At 72.1% G+C, this 16078-nt stretch carries 11 protein-coding genes and 1 pseudogene; 10 read left to right on the top strand and 2 right to left on the bottom strand.

The window, feature by feature from the left end:
* The 6 genes and pseudogenes from VR44_RS14110 to galE form a co-directional block, all read left to right on the top strand.
* The coding region (locus VR44_RS14110; RefSeq protein WP_045947826.1) for an Rne/Rng family ribonuclease at positions 1-3168 on the top strand (3168 nt) is incomplete at its 5' end.
* A 283-nt stretch (positions 3169-3451) separates the two neighbouring features.
* Positions 3452-3772 carry a 50S ribosomal protein L21 gene (rplU, locus tag VR44_RS14105; protein WP_045947825.1) on the top strand — a complete coding sequence of 107 codons (321 nt, stop codon included), beginning with the start codon at positions 3452-3454 and terminating at the stop codon, positions 3770-3772.
* A 13-nt stretch (positions 3773-3785) separates the two neighbouring features.
* The gene (gene rpmA, locus VR44_RS14100) at positions 3786-4040 is read left to right on the top strand and encodes a 50S ribosomal protein L27 (protein WP_007264038.1); all 255 of its coding nucleotides are present in this window, start codon (positions 3786-3788) and stop codon (positions 4038-4040) included.
* A gap of 170 nt (positions 4041-4210) precedes the next feature.
* Positions 4211-5656, top strand: coding sequence for a GTPase ObgE (obgE, locus tag VR44_RS14095; protein WP_045947824.1), 1446 nt, complete (start codon positions 4211-4213; stop codon positions 5654-5656).
* A gap of 68 nt (positions 5657-5724) precedes the next feature.
* Positions 5725-7388, top strand: a pseudogene (locus tag VR44_RS14090) (glycosyltransferase family 2 protein).
* Positions 7385-8401, top strand: coding sequence for a UDP-glucose 4-epimerase GalE (gene galE, locus VR44_RS14085; RefSeq protein ID WP_045947823.1), 1017 nt, complete (start codon positions 7385-7387; stop codon positions 8399-8401). The pseudogene VR44_RS14090 and the gene galE overlap by 4 nt, the downstream one beginning before the upstream one ends.
* A 69-nt stretch (positions 8402-8470) precedes the next feature.
* Here the strand turns inward: galE and VR44_RS14080 are convergent, their stop codons facing one another.
* On the bottom strand, positions 8471-9619 hold the full coding sequence (locus tag VR44_RS14080) for a glycosyltransferase (protein WP_045947822.1): 1149 nt from the start codon (positions 9617-9619) through the stop codon (positions 8471-8473).
* Entirely contained in the window at positions 9616-12486 is a 2871-nt protein-coding gene (locus VR44_RS14075) for a bifunctional glycosyltransferase/CDP-glycerol:glycerophosphate glycerophosphotransferase (RefSeq protein WP_045947821.1), read from the bottom strand. Before VR44_RS14075 ends, VR44_RS14080 begins: the two co-directional genes overlap by 4 nt.
* A gap of 159 nt (positions 12487-12645) precedes the next feature.
* On the opposite strand from VR44_RS14075, the gene VR44_RS14070 reads away from it, so the two are divergent.
* From VR44_RS14070 to VR44_RS14055, 4 genes are all read left to right on the top strand, one after another.
* Positions 12646-13623 carry a glycosyltransferase family 2 protein gene (locus tag VR44_RS14070; RefSeq protein WP_045947820.1) on the top strand — a complete coding sequence of 326 codons (978 nt, stop codon included), beginning with the start codon at positions 12646-12648 and terminating at the stop codon, positions 13621-13623.
* Positions 13620-14066, top strand: a complete 447-nt coding sequence (locus VR44_RS14065; protein WP_045947819.1) for a GtrA family protein — start codon at positions 13620-13622, stop codon at positions 14064-14066. Before VR44_RS14070 ends, VR44_RS14065 begins: the two co-directional genes overlap by 4 nt.
* An 82-nt stretch (positions 14067-14148) precedes the next feature.
* A complete protein-coding gene (gene proB / locus VR44_RS14060; RefSeq protein WP_045947818.1) occupies positions 14149-15276 on the top strand; it encodes a glutamate 5-kinase in 1128 nt (375 codons plus the stop codon).
* Between the two features lie 81 nt (positions 15277-15357).
* Entirely contained in the window at positions 15358-15765 is a 408-nt protein-coding gene (locus VR44_RS14055; protein ID WP_045947817.1) for a hypothetical protein, read from the top strand.
* Positions 15766-16078 lie beyond the last annotated feature (313 nt).

The following is a 16078-nucleotide window of genomic DNA, read 5'->3' as shown; positions in this document are numbered from 1 at the left end:
GCCGCCGCCCCGGCCGCCGCCGCTCCCGCGCAGCCCGAGGGCGCCGCCGAGCCGGAGGCGCCCGCCGCCCCGAACCGTGCCGCCCGCCGTGCCGCGCGTCCCGCCGTGCCGGTGTTCCAGGCCCCGGTCTTCGCCGAGCCGATGTTCCAGACCCCGGAGACCGCCGCCCTGGCCGCCGCGGCCGCTGCCGCCGCCGTCGAGGCGGAGGAGGAGGCCGAGGAGGAAGAGGCCGAGGCCGTCGCCGAGGTCCAGGCCCCCGTCGCCGCCCAGCCGGCCGGCCGCCGCCGTCGCCGTCGTGGCGCCGCCGCCGAGCCCGTGACCCTGGCCGAGGTCGTGGCCGAGGCCGAGTACGCCGAGGAGGAGCCGGAGGCCGAGGCCGCCGAGCTCGACGAGGAGGAGGCCGACGAGTCCGGCGACCGCCCCTCGCGCCGCCGCCGCCGTGGTGGCCGCCGTCGCCGTCGTGGTGAGGCCGCCGACCTCGACGAGGGCGCCGAGGAGGAGACCGAGACCGAGGCCGCCGAGGAGGAGGCCGAGGAGGAAGAGGCCGACGAGGCCGAGGAGGCCCTCGGGTCGTCCTCCAGCCGTCGTCGCCGTCGTCGTCGCCGCCGCAGCGGTGACGCCGCCGCCGAGGTCGAGGCGGGCGAGGAGGACGGTGTCCGCACCGTCGTCAAGGTCCGCGAGCCGCGCCCGGCGCGCGAGAAGGCCGAGCCGTCCGACGAGGTCCAGTCCATCAAGGGCTCGACCCGCCTGGAGGCGAAGAAGCAGCGCCGCCGCGAGGGCCGCGAGCAGGGCCGCCGCCGTGTGCCGATCATCACCGAGGCCGAGTTCCTGGCCCGCCGTGAGGCCGTCGAGCGCGTGATGGTCGTCCGTCAGGCCGGTGAGCGCACGCAGATCGGCGTCCTCGAGGACAACGTGCTCGTGGAGCACTACGTCAACAAGGAAGAGGCCACCTCTTACGTCGGCAACGTCTACCTGGGCAAGGTCCAGAACGTGCTGCCGTCGATGGAGGCCGCCTTCATCGACATCGGCAAGGGCCGCAACGCCGTCCTGTACGCCGGCGAGGTCAACTTCGAGGCGCTCGGCATGGCCAACGGGCCGCGCCGCATCGAGTCCGCCCTGAAGTCCGGCCAGTCGGTCCTGGTGCAGGTCACCAAGGACCCGATCGGCCACAAGGGCGCCCGCCTGACCAGCCAGGTCTCGCTGCCCGGCCGCTACCTGGTCTACGTGCCCGAGGGCTCGATGACCGGTATCAGCCGCAAGCTGCCCGACACCGAGCGCGCGCGTCTGAAGACCATCCTCAAGAAGATCGTCCCCGAGGACGCGGGCGTCATCGTGCGCACCGCCGCCGAGGGCGCGAGCGAGGACGAGCTGCGCCGCGACGTGGAACGTCTGCAGGCGCAGTGGGAGGACATCCAGAAGAAGTCGAAGCAGATCACGACCTCGTCGCCGAGCCTGCTGTACGGCGAGCCGGACATGACCGTCCGCGTCGTGCGCGACATCTTCAACGAGGACTTCTCCAAGGTCATCATCAGCGGTGACCAGGCGTGGGAGACCATCCACGGCTACGTGTCCCACGTGGCCCCGGACCTGGCCGACCGGCTGTCGCGCTGGACCTCCGAGGTGGACGTCTTCGCGACGTACCGGATCGACGAGCAGCTCGCCAAGGCGCTCGACCGCAAGGTGTGGCTGCCCTCGGGTGGCTCCCTGGTGATCGACAAGACCGAGGCGATGGTCGTCATCGACGTCAACACCGGCAAGTTCACGGGCCAGGGCGGCAACCTCGAGGAGACCGTCACCCGGAACAACCTGGAGGCGGCCGAGGAGATCGTGCGCCAGCTGCGGCTGCGCGACCTGGGCGGCATCGTCGTCATCGACTTCATCGACATGGTCCTGGAGTCCAACCGCGACCTGGTGCTGCGGCGCATGCTGGAGTGCCTGGGCCGCGACCGTACGAAGCACCAGGTGGCCGAGGTCACTTCGCTGGGCCTGGTCCAGATGACCCGCAAGCGGGTGGGCCAGGGTCTGCTGGAGTCCTTCTCCGAGACCTGCGTCCACTGCAACGGGCGCGGTGTCATCGTCCACATGGACACCCCGGCCGCGGCCGGCGGCGGTGGCAACGGCAAGCGTGCCAAGCGTCGCGGCGGCCGTGCACCGGAGCACGAGCACGAGCTGGAGACGGCGGAGACCGTCGAGGCCGAGGTGTTCGAGGTCGAGACCGAGGCGGAGGTGGCCGCCGAGGCCGCCGCGCCGCGGGCGCTGCCGGAGCCGGCGTTCGTCCCGGGCGAGGAGCTGTACAGCAGCCCGGCCGAGGCCGAGGCCGCGGCGGGCATCAGCGGGCGGCGCAACCGTCGCCGTGCCACCCGCAAGGCGACCGCTCCGGCGGGCGCCCCGCGCGGTGGTGAGCGGCAGGCCGCCCCGGCGCCGGTGACCCCGGTCGTCGAGGCCGAGCCGGTCACCGAGCCCGCCGACACGGTGCTGGAGCCGGCCGCCGAGGTCGTCGCCGAGGCCGTGGAGGCCGCGGAGACGGTCGAGGCCGCCGCGGTCGAGGCCGCTCCGGTGGCCGAGGAGGCCGCGCCGAAGGGCCGTACCCGTCGCCGGGCGACCCGCAAGGCCACCGCTCCGGCCCCCGAGCCGGTCGTGGAGGCCGTGGCCGAGGCGGAGCCCGAGCCGGAGCCGGTCGTGGAGGCCGTCGCCGAGCCGGTGGCCGTGGAGCCCGAGCCGGTCGTGGAGGCCGTCGCGGAGCCCGTGGCCGAGGCCGAGCCGGTCGTCGAGCCCGAGCCGGTCGTGGAGGCCGCCCCGGCGCGTCCGCGCCGCCGCGCCGTCCGCAAGGCCACCGCACCGGCAGGTGCGGCGGAGGCTGCCGTCGTGGTCGTCGAGGCCCCGGCGGCCGAGGCGGCCGCTCCGGCCGAGTCCGAGGCCGAGCCCGTCGTCGAGGCGGCCGCCGAGGCCGAGGCCCCGGCGCCGGCCAAGAAGACCGCCCGCAAGGCTCCGGCCAAGAAGGCGGCCACGGCGAAGAAGGCCCCGGCCAAGAAGGCGGCGGCCGCCAAGAAGACGGCCGCGAAGAAGACGACGACGGTCAAGAAGACCGCCGCCAAGCGGACGACGAAGAAGACCGCGGCGGCGGAGCAGCAGACCCCGCCGTCCGTCTCGGCCCCGGCCGAGGCCTGATCGACACCGTGTCCGTGGGGCCCTGCCGGAAGGCGGGGCCCCACGGGCGCGCGGGGCCCGGTTTGACCCTCTCGGACCGGCCCCGTAACCTAGACCGTCGGCGTGTCCTGGACGTTTACCGTGCAGCGCGCGCCACGCTCCTGAGCACCTTCCTCCCGCACCCTCCGCGCAAGCGGACGGGACACGGGAGAGGCCGCTCGTCCAATTCCGGATCACCGTGGGCCCCGGCCCGCGTGAGCGGCTGGCTTCAGGAGTTTCCGCCCCGAGTGAGAGAGAGATCCGCGTGTACGCCATCGTGCGCAGCGGTGGTCGCCAGCACAAGGTTGCTGTCGGCGACATCGTTGAGGTTGACAAGATTTCCACTGCCAAGGTTGGCGACACGGTCGAGCTCTCGACCCTGCTCGTTGTCGACGGCGACGCTGTGACCAGCGACCCGTGGGTGCTGGCCGGCATCAAGGTCCAGGCCGAGGTCGTGGACCACCACAAGGGCGCCAAGATCGACATCCTGCGCTACAAGAACAAGACCGGCTACCGCCGTCGCCAGGGTCACCGCCAGCAGTACACGGCGATCAAGGTCACCGGTATCCCCACGGCTGCGAAGTAAGAGGGACTGAGACATGGCACACAAGAAGGGCGCATCGTCCACCCGGAACGGGCGCGATTCCAACGCTCAGCGGCTCGGCGTGAAGCGCTTCGGCGGTCAGGTCGTTTCCGCCGGCGAGATCCTCGTCCGCCAGCGCGGCACCCACTTCCACCCGGGTGCGGGTGTCGGTCGCGGTGGCGACGACACGCTGTTCGCGCTGCTGCCGGGTGCGGTGCAGTTCGGTACGCACCGTGGCCGCAAGGTCGTCAACATCGTTCCGGCCGCCTGATCCAGCTCCCGCTGAATCACAAGCGTTCGTAACACCCCGAGGGCGGATCTCAGCTCTTCCCGGCGGATGCCGGGAAGAGAGGTCCGCCCTCGGCGCGTTGTCACACAGACACGTTTAATGGACAGCAAGGCCTGTCCGGGACATTCCCGTAAGTATCTGGAGGAACACCCATGACCACCTTCGTGGACCGCGTCGAGCTGCACGTCGCCGCGGGTAACGGAGGCCACGGCTGCGCCTCCGTTCACCGGGAGAAGTTCAAGCCCCTCGGCGGACCCGACGGCGGCAACGGCGGCCGTGGCGGTGACGTCATCCTGGTGGTGGAGCAGGCGATCACCACCCTGCTGGACTACCACCACAGCCCGCACCGCAAGGCCACCAACGGCAAGCCCGGCGAGGGCGGCAACCGCTCCGGCAAGGACGGCCAGGACCTGGTCCTGCCCGTGCCGGACGGCACCGTCGTCCTCGACAAGCAGGGCAACGTCCTCGCCGACCTCGTCGGCCAGGGCACCACGTACGTCGCCGCCCAGGGCGGCCGCGGCGGCCTCGGCAACGCCGCTCTGGCCTCCGCCCGCCGCAAGGCGCCCGGCTTCGCCCTCCTCGGCGAGCCCGGTGACTCCGGCGACGTGGTCCTGGAGCTGAAGACCGTCGCCGACGTGGCGCTCGTCGGCTTCCCCAGCGCCGGCAAGTCCTCGCTGATCTCGGTGCTCTCCGCCGCCAAGCCGAAGATCGCGGACTACCCGTTCACCACCCTCGTCCCGAACCTGGGCGTGGTCACCGCCGGCTCGACCGTCTACACGATCGCCGACGTCCCCGGCCTGATCCCCGGCGCCAGCCAGGGCAAGGGCCTCGGCCTGGAGTTCCTGCGCCACGTCGAGCGCTGCTCGGTCCTCGTGCACGTCCTGGACACCGCCACCCTGGAGTCGGACCGTGACCCGGTGGGCGACCTCGACCTCATCGAGGAGGAGCTCAAGCTCTACGGCGGCGGCCTGGAGAAGCGCCCCCGCCTCGTCGTGCTGAACAAGGTCGACATCCCGGACGGCCAGGACCTCGCCGAGATGGTCCGCCCGGACCTGGAGGCCCGCGGCTACAAGGTCTTCGAGGTCTCCGCGGTCGCCCGTACCGGCCTGAAGGAGCTCTCCTACTTCCTCGCCGAGGTCGTGGCCAAGGCGCGCGCCCGCAAGCCCAAGCAGGAGGCGACCCGTATCGTCATCCGCCCGAAGGCCGTGGACGACGCCGGCTTCACCGTCACCTACGACGAGGTCGAGGACGTGTACCGCGTGCGCGGCGAGAAGCCGGAGCGCTGGGTGCGCCAGACCGACTTCAACAACGACGAGGCCGTCGGCTACCTCGCCGACCGGCTCAACCGCCTCGGTGTCGAGGACGCGCTGAAGAAGGCCGGTGCCAAGGCGGGCGACGGCGTCGCCATCGGCTCCGAGGAGAACGCGGTCGTCTTCGACTGGGAGCCGACCATGATGGCCGGCGCCGAGATGCTGGGCCGCCGCGGTGAGGACCACCGCATGGAGGCCCCGCGTCCGGCCACGCAGCGCCGCAAGGAGAAGGAAGCCCGGCGCGGCGACGCCGCCCAGCAGGAGTACGACGAGTTCCGTCCCTTCTAGGGGCTCCTGGCGGGCGGTGTGCGGCGGACTTGAAGCCCGCTTTACGCCGTTCGCCTAGGATCCTGCGGGTGAGCAGCAGCAATTCCAGCAGTGACACCCCCTCGGTGTCGGTGGTCGTGATCGCGTACAACGACGCCGGGCTCGTGGGCGAGGCCGTTTCCTCGGCCCTCGCCCAGGGCCCGGTGGTCGCCGAGGTCATCGCCGTCGACGACGCCTCCTCGGACGCGACGGCGCGGGTGCTGGAGGATCTGGCCGCCGCCCATCCGCGCCTGAAGGTGATCCACCGCACGGAGAACAGCGGCGGCTGTGGCACCCCCCGCAACGACGGGATCGCCGCGGCCACCTCCCCGTACGTCCTCTTCCTGGACAGCGACGACGTGCTGCCGCCCGGCGCGGCCGACGCCCTGGTGCGGGCGGCCGAGGAGCACCGCGCCCCCGTCACGGTCGGCGCGTGCGTCCGGCGCGAGCTGCCCGAGGGCCGCGACGTGCCGTGGATGCCCGGGCTGTACACGCCGGGCGAGGTGGTCGAGCGGCCCGCCGACCGGCCCGAGCTGGTCCGCGACACCCTCTGCGTCAACAAGCTGTACGACCGTTCCTTCCTGGAGAAGCACCGGATCCGCTTCCCCGACGGCCGGTTCGTCTACGAGGACTTCGTCTTCACCTCCCGCGTCCTGGCCGCCGCCCCCCGTATCGCCGTCGTCGGCGACCTGGTCTACGTGTGGCACGTGCGCCGGCGGGCCGCCCAGGTGTCCATCTCCCTGGACCGCAAGGACATCGGCAACTGGCGCTCCCGTGTCGAGGCGCACCGCACCGCCTCCCGCACCCTCGCCGCCGCCTCCCCCGAGCTGGGTCACGCCTGCCAGGTGAAGTTCCTCGACTACGACCTGCGCATGTACCTGCGCGAGCTCGGCAAGGACCCCGGTTACCGGGCCGCCTGGTGGACCCTGACCCGCGACTACCTGGCCGGTTTCGACGCCGCCGACCTCGACGCCGCCCCCGCCCGCGCCCGCTGGACCGCCCGGGTGCTGCTGGCCTCGCCGGCCCCGCCCGGCGACGTCGAGCGGCTGATGACGGGCCTGGCGGCCGAGCCCGCCCGGCTGCTGCCCCCGTACGCCTGCGGCCCCGCCGGGGAGCCGGTGTGGAGCGAGGAGCTGCCGGTCCCGCTGGACGGGCTCGACGCCCTGCCCGCCTCCGGGCTGCCCCCGGGCTGCCCCTGACCGTCGACGCGCGGCCCGCCGGGGGCGCGGCCGTCCAGGTGCGGGTGCGCGAGCTGTACGGGAGGCTGGCGCAGGCCCGCCCGCAGACCGTGCGGCTGAGCTTCCTGCCCCGCGCCGGCGGCGAGCCCGTCCAGGTGCGCCCCGTGGAACTGCGGCCCGCCGCCGACGGGGACGGCTGGAGCGCCGAGGTCCCCTTCCGGCTCGCCTCGCTGGCCGCCGAGGGCCGCCGCCGGGGGCTGCGCGGCATGCAGGCCTGGGACGTCCGGGCGGCCGTGGACTGCGCCGACGGGAGCTCCGCCGTCACCTCGCTGCGCCCCCTGGGCGGACTGCTGCGCCGCCGCGCCCTGCCCAGCAGCCGGTACGGTGTTCTGCTGGCGCAGCCCTACCGCACGGCCTCCGGCGCGCTCGCGCTGCGCCTCGCCCCCGGTGCCGGGGGCGCGCTGACCTTCGTACGCAACCGCCTCGACCGCGCCCGCACGCGCAGGTCACGCCAGAGCACGGGAGAAAAGGCATGACGTTTCTGATCACCGGTGGCGCCGGATACATCGGCGCGCACGTCGTCCGCGCGATGCTGCTCGCGGGGCAGAAGGTCGTGGTCTTCGACGACCTCTCCACGGGCCGGGAGGACCGGGTACCGGAGGGCGTGCCGCTGGTGACCGCCTCGGTGCTCGACCGGCTCGCCCTGGACGAGGCCATCGCCAAACACAAGATCACCGGCGTGGTGCACCTGGCGGGCAAGAAGCAGGTCGGCGAGTCCGTCGAGAAGCCGCTGTACTACTACCACGAGAACGTGGAGGGCCTCCAGGTCCTCCTCGGGGCCGTGGCCAGGGCCGGCATCCGCAACTTCCTCTTCTCCTCCTCCGCCTCCGTGTACGGCATGCCCGACGTGGACTCGGTGACCGAGGAGACCCCCTGCAAGCCGCTGAGCCCGTACGGCGAGACCAAGCTGGCCGGCGAGTGGCTGGTCCGGGCCGCGGGCCGGGCCCACGGCATCTCCACCGCCTGCCTGCGCTACTTCAACGTGGCGGGCGCGGCCACCCCCGAGCTCGCGGACACCGGCGTCTTCAACCTGGTCCCGATGGTCTTCGAGCGCTACGACGCCGGCGAGGGCGCCCGGATCTTCGGCGACGACTACCCGACCCCGGACGGCACCTGCATCCGCGACTACATCCACGTCGAGGACCTGGCGGACGCCCATGTGGTGGCCGCGCGCAGGCTGGCCGAGTGGGGTGCGGAGGGCGAGTACAAGGACCTCACCGTCAACATCGGGCGCGGTGAGGGCGTCTCCGTCAAGGAGATGGTCGAGCTGCTGAACGAGGGCACCGGCCACACCTACGCGCCGGTGGTCACCCCCCGCCGCCCCGGCGACCCGGCGAAGGTCGTGGCCTCGGCCGACCGGATCGCCGCGGAGCTGGGCTGGAAGGCGAAGCACGACGTCCGCGAGATGATCAGCTCGGCGTGGGCGGGCTGGGAGGCCAACCGCAGGGCCCCGCACCACGACCGGCGCCAGGACGCCCACACGGTCTGACGCCCGTACGCGCCGAAGCCGCCCGCCCCGGACCGGGGCGGGCGGCTTCGGCGTACGCGGGGGAGGGGGTCAGCGCTCCAGGAAGTCGAAGAGCTTCTCCCACCGGTCGGTGATCTCCGCGCTGGAGTAGCGGCGCACGCTGCGGAAGGCCTCGTCGCCGAGCCGGTCGCGGGTGGCGGCGTCCGACATCAGGGTGTCGAGGTGTCCGGCCAGCTCCATCGTGTTGCCGAGGCGGGCCAGCAGGCCGTCCTCGCCGTGCCGCACGATCTCGCGTACGCCCGGCGCGCAGTCGAACGCGGCCGCGGGCAGGCCCGCCGCCATCGCCTCCAGCAGGGTGATCGGGAAGCCCTCGGCCCGGGAGGCCTGGGCGAAGACGGAGGCCCCGCTCAGGGCGCCGAGCACGTCGTCGGTGCTGCCCATCCACTCCACGGAGTCGTCCAGCCCGAGCGAGGTGCAGTGCGCCCGCAGGCCGGCCTCCTCGACGCCCGCGCCGTAGATCCGCAGGGTCCAGTCGGGGTGGCGCGGGGCGGCGTCCGCCCAGGCGTCGAGGAGCAGGTCCACGCCCTTCTCGAAGGCGAGGCGGCCGACGCTCGCGACGACCTTCGCCGTGCGCGGGGCGGGGGAGTCCGGCATGAACGGCAGCGGGTTCGGCATGCTGTCGACGTTCTCCATGCCGGCCCGGATCCACAGGTCGGCGTCCTCCGGGGTGAGGACGAGCAGCCGGTCGACCTCCGGGTACCAGCGGCGGACCCGGTCGCCGCGGGTGGACTTCTGACTGGCCTCGAAGGACTCGTGGCTCATCCCGATGACGGAGAGGCCCTTGGTGTCGGCGAGGGCCACCCACTCCATCGCCCAGACCTGGGTGACGATCACCACCGCGCCCGGTCCGGCGGCCCGGAACAGCTCGCTCAGCTGCTCCGCCTTGGCCCGCATCTGCGCCCGCCGGGCCGCCTGGCGGCGCCGTTCGGGGGCGTTGAGGCGGCCCTTGATGCCGTGCAGCCGGCGGGCCTTCGGCGGGTGGGTCACGTACAGCGTGGTCATCCCGTACGGGAGGTCCGCGGGCAGCTTCTGCCGGATCTCCTCGGCCACGGGGGCGATGCCGACGATGTGCACGCGGTGGCCGCGGTCGGTGAAGAGCCGGGCCATCTGGTGGGACCAGGTGGTCACACCACCGAGCTCGTCCACGCTGTTGGAGACGATGAAGATGTCCCGGCTCACTTGCCGCTCCTGGTGAAGAACTTCTCGACGATCTGGCGGGCGGCGTCCCCGCGGTCGTACTCGCCGAACTCGGCGAGGAACCGGCGGCGGGCCTCGGCGTACTTGGCGTCGGCCTCGTCGAAGGCGGCGACGGCCTGCATCAGCTCGTCCGCGGTGGCCACCACCGGGCCCGGGGCCTTGTCCAGCAGGTCGAAGTAGGTGCCGCGGATGTCCGTCGCGTACTTCTCGTAGTCGTACGCGAAGAAGATCATCGGCCGGTCCAGCACCGCGTAGTCGAACATCACGGACGAGTAGTCGGTGATCAGCCCGTCGGCGAGCGCCAGCAGCGGGGTGATGTCGTGGTGGCGGGAGACGTCGATCACCCGGCCCGCCACCGACGGCGGCAGGGAGACGCTGTTGAGGTAGTGCGTGCGCACCAGCAGGGTGACGCGGTCGCCGAGCCGGTCCGCGAACTCCTCCACGTCGAAGGGGAACTCGAAGCCCTCCACCGCGCCGTCCGCGTTGGCCCGGAAGGTCGGCGCGTACAGCAGCACCCGCTTGTCCGGGTCGATGCCCAGCTCGGCGGCGAGCGGCCCGCGCACCCGCTCCCCGCTGTCCGCCTCGGCCCGGTGCGCCTCGACCAGGGCGTCGTTGCGCGGGTAGCCGGTGCGCAGCAGCACCTCGTCACGGAGCCGGAAGCCCTTGGCGAGGGTGCGGACGTCGTGCTCGGAGCGGATCAGGAAGTGGTCGAAGCGGTTCACCGCCGCCTGGAAGCGGTCCTGTGCCGGCTTGCCCTGCGCCTTGGTGCGGGGCTCGTGGAAGCCCATCCGCTTGAGGGCGGAGCCGTGCCAGGTCTGGATGTACGTGGTCCCCGGGCGCTTGGCCAGCGCCAGCGGGAAGCCCTGATTGTCCACCCAGTACTCGGCCTGGGCCAGCGCCCGCAGGTACTGCCAGCTCCAGCGCTTGACCAGGGTGGCCCCTTCGGGGAAGCCGGTGGGCTTGGCGCCCGCGTAGGACCAGATCGCCTCGAAGGGGGCGTTCTGGCGGACCAGCTCCTCGTAGATGGCCTTCGGGCTGTCGCTGTACTGCTTGCCCATGTGGCTCTCGAAGACGACCGTGCCCTTCTTGACCGGCAGCTTCGAGAAGACCTCGTGGTAGACCTTCACCTTCTGCTCGCCCGAGCCGATGTTGCGGCGCGCCTTCAGGGCCCGGCGCAGGCTGCGCTTGACCACGCCGGCGGCCTTGCCGTGCATGGCGCTGCTGATCAGCGACTGGGTGCGGACAGCGGCGGGGCCCTCGGCGGTCAGGACGTAAGAAAGGTTGCCCTTCTTGGTCATCTCCGGCTCGAAGCGGTCGGAGACCAGCCGGGTCAGGCGCGGGCGCACGCGCAGGCGGGCGGCGGACTCCAGGTCGACCCCGCCGACGGAGACGCGGGTGGTCATCCGGTCCCCGCCGGCCTTCAGCTTCAGGCGCACGTCCCAGACGGCGTCGATGATGCCGAGGGGGCGGACGGTGCCGCCGACGTCGGCGGTGGCGCTCCACTCGATCGTGTCACCGGCGTGGCGCACGGTTGCCACGGGGAAGCTGAACGAGCGGACGCCGATCTGCCGCCGGGCCCGGAACTCCAGGGTGGCCGACAGCTCGGCGTCCTCCGCGATCCGGCCCAGGGGGTTCACGACGGCGCCGGAGAGGGTGACCTTGCCGCGTCCGTCGTCCTCGTACGAGGTCAGGCGGTTTCCCAGGATGAGGGAGGGCAGCGGCGTGGTGTGGAAGCCCTGGTCGGTGACGTCCAGTATCCGCCGGCCCTCGGCGTCGTCGAGGTGGCCGGCGCACCAGTAGATCCGGCCGTCGCGCTCGGCCAGCGGGGAGGACAGCCGGCCCTTGTTGGTCATCGCGTCGGCGGCGGCGAGGAGGTTCTTCCAGTCCTCCTTGCCGAGCAGGTAGGCGCAGATGGCCTGGAGGTGGGTGACGTGCTCGTACGCCTCCGGGTCGATGCCGGCCAGGTAGCCGTTGGCGAGCCGGGCGAACTCCTGGCGGTAGGCGTCGCTCAGCAGCGGCAGGTCGCGCAGGTGCAGCACCAGGTCGTGCTTGAGGAACTTGGCGTCCTTGGCGGTCTTGATGGCGGTGTGGCCCTTGGCGGCCAGCAGCTCGTCGACCCGGCGGTGGATCTCCATCCGGTGGACGAAGTTCGCGATCTCGTGGCGCCGGTTGCTGATCGACTTGGCGGCGGCCTTCTCCACCACGTTCCAGTAGTAGACGTGGTTGGGGATCAGGGTGATGCGGCGGGCCGCGACATAGGCCTGGGCCGAGAACAGCAGGTCCTCGTAGTGGATGCCGACCGGGAACTCCAGGCCCTGCTCCAGCAGGAACGAGCGCCGGTAGCACTTGTTGGTGGAGAGGGTGTCGTAGACCAGCAGGTCCGGGTACTCGGTGATCGATTCCAGGGTGCGGGTGCGGGCGTAGATCCACGGGTACCACTCGGTGGTCTTGCCCCAGCGGTTGTCGAGGTGGACGCGCACGCACATGCCCGAGACCAGGTCGGATCCGGTGCGTTCGGCGGCGGCCAGCATGTTGCGGCAGGCGTTGCGCTCCAGGACGTCGTCGCTGTCCAGGAACATGACGTAGGTGCCGGTGGCCTGCTTGATGCCGTGGTTGCGGGGCGCGCCGCAGCCGCCGCTGTTCTCGGGCAGCCGGAAGGCGCGGACCCGTCCCGGGTTCGCCGCTTCGAGCTCCTGGGCGACCTCGTAGGACCGGTCCTTGCTGCAGTCGTCCACGATCACGACTTCGACCCCGCGCAGGGTCTGGTCCAAGACCGACCGGACGGCTGTCGGCAGACGCTCTGCGTCGTTGTAGACGATGACGACCACGGAGACGTCAGGCACGTGCACCTCGATCCCTTCGTTCCATTCCGCTTATCCCGTCAAAGCTACCGTGTGCCGCACGCGACTCGGGCAGGGCGACCTCCGCCGTGCATACTTCTAAGGAAGAGGTGAGTCGCGGGTCCGGTCGCCGACAATCACCCGTTCGGACCCCAGCAGGAAGTGCCCATGACCAAGCTGTCGGTAGTTGTCCCCTGTTACAACGAAGAAGCCGTCATCGACCGCTTCGACGAGGAGATCCGCAAGGTTCTGGACGCCCTGCCCGTCGAGTACGAGGTCTGCTACGTGGACGACGGCAGCCGCGACGGCACCCTCGGCAAACTCCGGAAGATCGCCGCCGAGCACCGCGACCGGACCCGCTACGTCTCCTTCAGCCGGAACTTCGGCAAGGAGGCCGGCATGCTCGCCGGGCTGCGCGAGGCCACCGGCGACGCCGTGGTGATCATGGACGCGGACCTCCAGCACCCGCCGGAGCTCATCGCGACCATGCTGGAGCACTACCGCCAGGGGCACGACCAGGTCATCGCCCGGCGCACCCGCGAAGGGGACAAGAAGCTCCGCTCGGCCCTCAGCCGCCTCTACTACCGAGGTGTCAACCGCTGGGTCGACGTCGAGCTCACCGACGGGGTCGGCGACTTCCGGCTGCTGTCCCGGCCCGCCGTGGACGCCCTGCTCGCGCTCCCCGAGTACAACCGCTTCTCCAAGGGCCTCTTCTCCTGGATCGGCTTCGACACCGTCCACTTCGACTACCAGAACGCCCAGCGCGAGGCCGGCGAGACCAAGTGGAAGTTCGCCTCCCTGCTGAACTACGGCATGGACGGGCTGATCTCCTTCAACAACCGGCCGCTGCGCATCGGCATCTGGCTCGGGGTCTCGCTCGTCGCCCTGACCGGCCTGTACGCGCTGTGGATCACGGTGATGGCGATCACCAACGGCATCGACGCCCCCGGTTACGTCACGATCATCGCGATGATCGCCGGGATCGGCGGCATGCAGATGATCATGCTGGGTCTGATCGGCGAGTACATCGGCCGCATCTACTACGAGACCAAGCGCCGTCCGCACTTCCTGGTCAAGGAGGCCCACGGCGCACCCGTGACCCCGGCCCCCGCGGAACCGGTCGTCGCGGAGCGCGGCGGCCGATGAGCACCCCCACCCGCCGCGCCCAGCTCGGCCAGGTCTTCCGCTTCGCACTGGTGGGCGGGGTCAACACCGGCACCTTCTTCGGCATCTACCTGCTGCTGCACCCGTGGCTGCCGTACTTCGCCGCCTACACCCTGGCCTTCCTGCTGTCGATGGTCGGCTCGTTCTTCATGAACACCTACTTCACCTACCGCACCCGCCCCACCTGGAAGAAGTTCCTCCTCTTCCCGCTGACGAACGTCACCAACTACGTGATCCAGTCGGCCGGCCTCTACGCCCTGGTGACCTGGGCGGGCATGGACACCCGCATCGCCCCGCTGGTCGCCGCCGTCGTGGCCATCCCCTTCACCTTCCTCCTCTCCCGCAAGATCCTCATCCCCGGGACGGGCGCGGTCACGGCCCCCGAACCGGAGCGGGCCGAGGAGCGCTCCGCGTCCAGGGGCTGAACCGGCGGGCGGGGGCGGCACGGGACCCCGTAGATTGAGCCAGTTGGTTGGTCGGTTTCGTGCGTGTGCGAGGGGAAAAGACGTGTCAGCGGCTAGGCAGGGTGTCGTGGACGCCCGCAGGATCGTGGTCAAGGTCGGCTCCTCCTCCCTCACCACCGCGGCGGGCGGACTCGACGCCGACCGGGTGGACGCACTGGTCGACGTACTGGCCAAGGCCCGCAGCGGCGGCGAGAAGGAGATCGTCCTGGTCTCCTCCGGAGCCATCGCCGCCGGGCTCTCCCCGCTCGGCCTGGCCCGCCGCCCCAAGGACCTGGCCCGCCAGCAGGCCGCCGCCAGCGTCGGACAGGGCCTGCTCGTCGCCCGCTACACCGCCTCCTTCGCCCGCTACGGCGTCCGCGTCGGCCAGGTCCTGCTGACCACCGACGACACCAGCCGGCGCGCGCACTACCGCAACGCCTTCAACACCCTGGACCAGCTCCTGGCCATGGGCGCGCTGCCCGTCGTCAACGAGAACGACACCGTCGCCACCGACGAGATCCGCTTCGGCGACAACGACCGGCTCGCCGCCCTCGTCGCCCACCTGGTCCGCGCCGACCTCCTCGTCCTCCTCTCCGACGTCGACGGCCTGTACGACGGAGACCCCTCCCTTCCCGGCACCACCCGCATCGAGGAGGTCCGCGGGCCCGAGGACATCGCCCACGTCTCCATCGGCAGCGCCGGCAAGGCGGGCGTCGGCACCGGCGGCATGGTCACCAAGGTCGAGGCCGCGCGGATCGCGGCGGCCGCGGGCGTCCCCGTCGTCCTCACCTCCGCCAGCAGGGCCGCCGACGCCCTGGCCGGCCGCGAGACCGGCACCCTCTTCCACCCCACCGGCCGCCGCTCCGCCGACCGGCTGCTGTGGCTCCAGCACGCGTCCACCCCGCAGGGGCACCTCGTCCTCGACGACGGTGCCGTCCGCGCCGTCACCGAGCGCGGCAGCTCCCTGCTGGCGGCGGGGATCGCGGCCGTCGAGGGCGACTTCGTCGCGGGCGACCCCGTCGAGCTGCGCTCCGCCGAAGGGGCCGCCGTCGCCCGGGGCCTGGTCAACTTCGACGCCAAGGAACTCCCGCAGCTCCTCGGCCGCTCCACCCGCGAGCTTGCGCGGGAGCTCGGACCCGCGTACGAGCGGGAGGTCGTGCACCGGGACGATCTGGTCCTGCTGCAGGGCTGAGGTTCGGGAAAACCACCGCGCGGCGGCCCGGGGACTGGTCAACTGTGAGAGGCGGACACGCGTAGCGCAGACAGGAGGCGGCTGGTGAGACGAGCGCTGACCAGCGTCGGTACCGGGGACGGCGCCGGCGGGGAGGAACCGGGCCCGGTGTCCCGCCTCTGGCACGTGACGCTGAGCGTCTCGGGCAAACCGACGCCGCTGGCGGAGGTGCGGCGCGGGCTGGAGCAGCTCGCGCACGACCACCCCTTCCTGCTGACCAGCCGGTATGCCGACGACCATGCGGAGATCCGGTACTGGGAGGAGGCCCGCGACCTCCACGACGCCGCGGCCGTCGCCCTGCGCCTCTGGGGCGAACACCGCTCCACGGCGCAGCTCCCGCCCTGGGAGATCGTCGGCCTGGAGGTCATCGACCGCACGACGTACCACCAACGCGTGGCCGAGGGCTACGGCCCACCCCCGGCCCACCCGGTAGGCGTGCACCCCTACTGAACGCGCCGCACCCATCCCCGACGCGCCGCTAGCGCGGCTCGGCGCCCCGGCTTCGCGCCGCTGCGGCGGACTCCGTCCGCCGATGCCCGGGCCGGGCCACCGGTCCCGGGCCCGGCCGGGGTACGGGCGCGGTCTGCGGGTGGTGGGCCGCCGGGCCCTGGTCGGGGTCCGTCCCTCGTCTGCGGGTGGTGGGCCGTGGCCCTGGTTGGGGTCCGTTCCTCGTCTGCGGGTGGTGGACTGTTGCCCTGGCCGGGGTTCGGTGGCCGTCTGCGGGCGGTTGCCGCTGCGCGGGCGAGGTCCCCTACCCGCCCTT

The organism is Streptomyces katrae (assembly GCF_000966975.1).
In the GTDB taxonomy this organism is placed as follows: Bacteria; Actinomycetota; Actinomycetes; order Streptomycetales; family Streptomycetaceae; genus Streptomyces; species Streptomyces katrae.
Note: the sequence above shows the minus strand (reverse complement) of the source record. Positions and strands in the feature narration are given on the sequence as shown.

Bases quoted from the DNA above. Each gene is read 5' to 3' on its own strand.
- galE (WP_045947823.1), top strand. From the start codon at position 7,385: ATGACGTTTCTGATCACCGGTGGCGCCGGATACATCGGCGCGCACGTC.
- obgE (WP_045947824.1), top strand. From the start codon at position 4,211: ATGACCACCTTCGTGGACCGCGTCGAGCTGCACGTCGCCGCGGGTAAC.
- VR44_RS14070 (WP_045947820.1), top strand. From the start codon at position 12,646: ATGACCAAGCTGTCGGTAGTTGTCCCCTGTTACAACGAAGAAGCCGTC.
- rpmA (WP_007264038.1), top strand. From the start codon at position 3,786: ATGGCACACAAGAAGGGCGCATCGTCCACCCGGAACGGGCGCGATTCC.
- VR44_RS14065 (WP_045947819.1), top strand. From the start codon at position 13,620: ATGAGCACCCCCACCCGCCGCGCCCAGCTCGGCCAGGTCTTCCGCTTC.